General features: G+C 39.7%; 3 protein-coding genes and 2 pseudogenes. 1 reads left to right on the top strand and 4 read right to left on the bottom strand.

Annotation, left to right across the window (positions count from 1 at the left end):
- Positions 1 to 364, top strand: a pseudogene (locus AC1DUW_RS20625) (MocR-like pyridoxine biosynthesis transcription factor PdxR); the annotation flags it as partial.
- Between the two features lie 43 nt (positions 365 to 407).
- Here the strand turns inward: AC1DUW_RS20625 and AC1DUW_RS20620 are convergent.
- From AC1DUW_RS20620 to AC1DUW_RS20605, 4 genes and pseudogenes are all read right to left on the bottom strand, one after another.
- Positions 408 to 1,315 (bottom strand): annotated as a pseudogene (locus AC1DUW_RS20620) (D-serine ammonia-lyase); the annotation flags it as partial.
- A 5-nt stretch (positions 1,316 to 1,320) separates the two neighbouring features.
- Positions 1,321 to 3,066: an aminodeoxychorismate synthase component I gene (gene pabB, locus AC1DUW_RS20615; RefSeq protein ID WP_379173652.1), complete on the bottom strand. Its 1,746-nt coding sequence runs from the start codon at positions 3,064 to 3,066 to the stop codon at positions 1,321 to 1,323.
- A gap of 105 nt (positions 3,067 to 3,171) precedes the next feature.
- On the bottom strand, positions 3,172 to 4,194 hold the full coding sequence (locus AC1DUW_RS20610; protein ID WP_053346365.1) for an LLM class flavin-dependent oxidoreductase: 1,023 nt from the start codon (positions 4,192 to 4,194) through the stop codon (positions 3,172 to 3,174).
- An 89-nt stretch (positions 4,195 to 4,283) separates the two neighbouring features.
- On the bottom strand, positions 4,284 to 5,244 hold a 961-nt coding region (locus AC1DUW_RS20605; protein ID WP_477643330.1), incomplete at its 5' end, for an LLM class flavin-dependent oxidoreductase.

The following is a 5,244-nucleotide window of genomic DNA, read 5'->3' as shown; positions in this document are numbered from 1 at the left end:
CCAACATGTTTTAACAGAGTTTATGAGGGAGGGAGATTTTGAAAAACATTTAAATCGTATGAGGAAAGTTTACCGCCGTAAATTAGAAAAAGTGATTGATTTGATTAAACCCTATCATCAACAAATATCAATCATTGGTGAACGATCAGGACTGCATATTGTTCTCACCGTGAAAAATGGGATGGATGAACAAACACTAATTCAAAAAGCGGCTGATGACGACATTAAAATATACGGACTTTCCACTTATTCCATTGAGAAAATAGATGAACATCCTCCTAAAATTATATTAGGCTTTGCAGGGATACCTGAAGCAGAATTGGAAAAAGCTATTCATCTTTTATTGAACTCCTGGGGGTTTTAATAAGAAAAAGGAAGTTCACAATTGTAAACTTCCTTTTTCTTTTTTAACTTTTAGTTAAATATTCTTCCATCATGACCTTTGGTACCATGCTGCCACCTGTAGCCCAAATAATATGTGTGGACTGTTTCATTTTTTCTTGAAGTTTTTGATCCTTGAGATATTGTTTTCCCTCTTCGCTACTGAACAATTGAACTGGTCCATATACTCCTGCGAGGGCAGATGGCTCTAAATAATATCCTTCTGTCTCAGCCAGTTCTCGAAGCAAGTCAAATAATCTTTTATCCTGTATTGTATAGCTGCCGCTTAGAATTGATGTCATCATACTAGAAACTAATTCAGATGACCTTCCGACCGCTAGTCCATCTGCTTCCGTTTTGTTATCAATTCCAAAATCCTGTACCGAGACTTTGTCATGAAGTTCCGTTGCCAATCCAAGCAACATACATGGCGAATGTGTTGGCTCTGCAAAAAAGCAATGGACATCGTTTTCGAAGGCCAATTTTAGCCCATATGTTATACCGCCGGGGCCACCACCTACTCCGCATGGTAAGTAAACAAATAAAGGATGATCTTCGTCAACCGAGATCGACATTCCTTTTAATTGATTTTTCAGACGTGTTGCAGCTGTCGCATAGCCTAGCAACAAATCTTTTGAATTTTCATCATCAATAAAATGGCAATTTGGGTCAAGAGATGCTTCTTTTCGCCCTTCTTCGACGGCTTTACTGTAATCGTCTTCATATTCCTTTACAATGACACCAAGGTTTCTTAGTTTATCTTTTTTCCACTGCTTGGCATCTGCCGACATATGTACAGTAACCTTAAATCCAAGGCGGCACTAATTATCCCAATGCTCAGTCCTAGATTTCCAGTCGAACCAACCGCAATGGAATAATGTGAAAATAACTCTTTGAATTTATCACTTGCAAGTATCTCATAATTATCTGATTGCTGGTTTAAAATGTAAGATTCACTTTTAATCCTCTTCGCACACTATTAATAAACCAAACTTCCTCAGCATTATGAAGATCAGCCTTTGTTATTAATTTTTCTTTTATTTCTTTCTTCCTTAATAGCTCCTGACGGAAAGTCCCTGCAAGCAATCCTGATTCTACTGGAGGGGTGAACAGATCTCCATTTATCTTTACTACTACATTTCCGTTCGTGAACTCTGTAATATAACCTTGTTCATTCCAAAGTAAAACGTCATAGAACTCAGGGTGCCTAGTTTGAAATTTTTCATAAACTTCCCGGTTAGTCGTCTTATGATAGAGAAATGGATTTTCAGTTGATATTGGACTTTCGGCTATGATAGCTGAAATTTCTGCTTCCATTGTCTTGATTATTTGTCCTGAAACTTCAAAATCTCCATTTTCAAAAAGCAGAACCCGTACTTTTTGCATCGAATCATAATGTGAATCTGCATATTTTTGGAGCTTATTTCTAAGTTCTGTTTCAGAAAACTGATAGTCAAAGTATCCAGCTGACTGCATCATTCTATCAATATGCTCATCCAATAAAAAATACTGGCCATCTTCAAGCTTAATCGATTCTAACAGCTGATAGGTAGGTCTTTCCTCTGACAATAATTTAGCCTTTAAAAAGGCTTCATCATACTCCTCAAGTAAGACAGAATCCCAGGTTATTCCCCCTCCTACCCCATATTCAGCTTTTCCTGTTTCCTTTTCGATAACAACCGTCCGAATAGGTACATTGAAAACTGCTTCACATTCCGGGGTAATAAAGCCGATTGCACCGCAATACACTTCACGTGGAGAATTCTCAAGTTCAGTGATAATTTCCATCGTTTTGATTTTCGGTGCTCCTGTTATCGATCCACAGGGAAAAAGCGCCTTGAATATATCAATAATCGTTGTTTTTGGTTTCGTTTTAGCTGTGATGGTTGATGTCATTTGCCACACAGTCGGGTACTTTTCAATTTCCTTAAGTTTCGGTACCTGAACGCTCCCTTGTTCAGCAATCATTCCTAGGTCATTCCTGAGCAAATCAACAATCATTAAATTCTCAGCCTGATTTTTTTCAGAACATGCTAACCAGTCCGCATTTGCCTGATCCGTTTTCACGGTAATCCCACGCTTGACTGTCCCTTTCATTGGACGAGTAATTAGCTGACCATCCTCCCAACGGAAAAATAACTCGGGAGAAGCCGACAGAATTCGATGTGTCCCGATATTCAAATAAGCACTATAGTTCGATCGTTGTGCTCTCTTTAGCCGATCATAGAAAGCAAAGTCATCCCCCTCGAACATGGATTGCAATCGCATCGTATAATTCACTTGATAGGTATTGCCTTTCTCGATTTCAGCTTTTATCGTTTGAAACCCAGAATGATATGTATGGGAATCCGTTTCTGATTCCCAATCATTTAATTGAAATGAACCAGTTATTTTTCCCGGGAACTCCTCCGGTTTATCAAAGATACCGAACCACAATAACGGCATTTTTGCTCCTTCTTTTACTTTAAAAGACTTTTCAAAAGCAGGCGCGGCTTCATAAGATACATAGCCTGCTGCATAAAATCCCTGCTCGATTGCTGCCTGGACCTTTTGGAATTGAGGGAGGACATCCTGTATAGAATGGGCGATAAAAACTTCTTTCGGTTCCGTAAAATATAACGGTTTTTTAACATCTTGTTTATCTGTGAAGTGAAATAATAGTGATAAAGGTTCTTCCTGTTTCATGCTTCTCTCCTTACTATATTTATAAGATTCTAAGTAATTAGATATGGTATGTAATTGAAAATGAGCTTGCAGACACATAATCTGCAAGCTCATTCACATTTACACTTATTTCATTCCAGTAACTTCTGCAATGATTTCATAGGAACGAAGGCGTGCGTTATGATCATAAATGGCAGAGTTAATAATCATTTCATCCGCCTGAGTTTCATCTAAAAAGGTCTGTAATTGTTCTTCAACTTCTTTCGGGTTTCCGACAATAGAAGCGTTCAGTTGTTTCATGACAATGGCTTTTTCATATTCTGTCCAAATACCTTCCATCGTATCAACTGGCGGAGCCATTTGTCCAGGTGTATTTCGAATCAAGTTTAAAAATTGCTGCTGATAAGAGGTAGCAATTCTTTGTGCTTCTTCAGTAGTATCCGCTGCAAATACATTGACACCGACCATCACATACGGCTTATCTAAAACGTCGGATGGCTGAAAATTATTACGATAACGTGCTAAAGCCGGTTGAGTATTTTCAGGTGAAAAATGGCTTGCAAATGAAAATGGTAATCCCAGCTGTGCTGATAGAGCCGCACTGAAGCCACTTGAACCAAGCAGCCAAATCGGGATATCTTGCCCTTCACCAGGAATAGCACGGACTCGATTATGTTTTGAATCAGCATCTAAATAGCTGCGGAGTTGCGCTAACTGCTCAGGAAAATCTTGGCCATTATTACGGACATCGCCACGGAGAGCCATTGCAGTATATTGGTCACTTCCTGGAGCACGACCTAGTCCTAAATCTATTCTACCAGGATACATAGCTTCTAACGTTCCAAATTGTTCTGCGATGACGAGTGGTGCATGATTTGGAAGCATTATGCCCCCAGAACCCACACGTATTTTTTCTGTCCTTCCAGCAACATAACCGATTAACACAGAGGTTGCAGAGCTAGCGATTCCAGGCATGCTATGGTGTTCTGCTACCCAGAAACGGTTATAATTCCATTTCTCCACATGCTGAGCTAAATCTACTGTATTTTTAAAGGCTGCTGATACTGTACCACCCTCGACAATAGAAGCTAGGTCCAGTACGGAAAAAGAAATGTCTCTAAGTTTTTTTGCAGGCTGATCAGCATTCATATCTTCAACTTCTTTCAATTATGATTAATTGGACGCAAAGTCATCATATAGAAAATGCAGATAAATTGCACACAAAATGCTCTACCTGATTAATTGAGCAGAAGTTCCTTAGCAATCAAACGATACGACTTCAGACGGTCCTCCAACTTATGAGTTATAGTAATAAGCATGATTTCATCTGCTTGATATTTCTCCTGTAACTCCAAGAGCTGGTGCTTTACTTTTGAAGGTGTGCCCATAATCATTTTTTCATCCATCTTTCCCTTCAGTTCTTTTTCTTTTGCATTCCATGCATACTCCCTCGCCTCTTCTATACTTGGGACCATTTTTCTTTCCCCAAAGCCACTTTGGATTTTCCAGAGTGTATTGCTTAGAGCTATCTCTTTCGCTTGTTCCTCGGTTTCGGCACAAAGGGCCGAAACCGTTAATATTGTTTTAGGCGCTTTCAGGATCCCTTTTGCTTGAAAATGTTCACGATAATACTGAAGACTCTTACTCCCATCATTGTCGCTCATGAATTCACCGAATGCATAAGAAACCCCATTTTCCGCCGCGAGTTTTGCACTTTTTTCACTTGTTCCAAGTACCCATGGTACAGGTGGAATTTTTGGGATTGGTGCAGCAGAAGTATTTTCAAAAAGGTGATCTTTTGGAAATTTCTCTCGAAGAAAATACAATAGTTCCTTTACGAGGTCAGGCATTTTGTATACATTTTGCAGATAATTATCGGATAATGCCATAGTCGCTTCTGCCGATCCTCCTGGARCACGTCCTATGCCGATATCAATTCGGCCCGGAAAAAGTGTTGCAAGCATATTATAGGTCTCTGCAACGCGATATGGCTTGTAATGCGGAAGCAACACAGCCCCTGCTCCAATTCGAATGTTTTTTGTTTGCGCACCAATATAGCTTATCAACACCTCCGGAGCTGAACAGGCTAATCCTGGTAAATCATGATGTTCCGTAAACCAAACCCTGCAATAGCCAAGTCTATCTCCCTCTTGTGCGAGTAAAAGTGAATCGTTCAATGCCTGCTGCGCGGTTTGACCG

Source organism: Peribacillus sp. P4_C12, assembly GCF_056402095.1.
The sequence above is the reverse complement of the archived record's forward strand: the minus strand, read 5'-3'. Positions and strand labels throughout refer to the sequence as shown.

Coding starts and splice junctions, on each gene's coding strand:
- AC1DUW_RS20610 (WP_053346365.1), bottom strand. CDS start 4,194: ATGAATGCTGATCAGCCTGCAAAAAAACTTAGAGACATTTCTTTTTCC.
- pabB (WP_379173652.1), bottom strand. CDS start 3,066: ATGAAACAGGAAGAACCTTTATCACTATTATTTCACTTCACAGATAAA.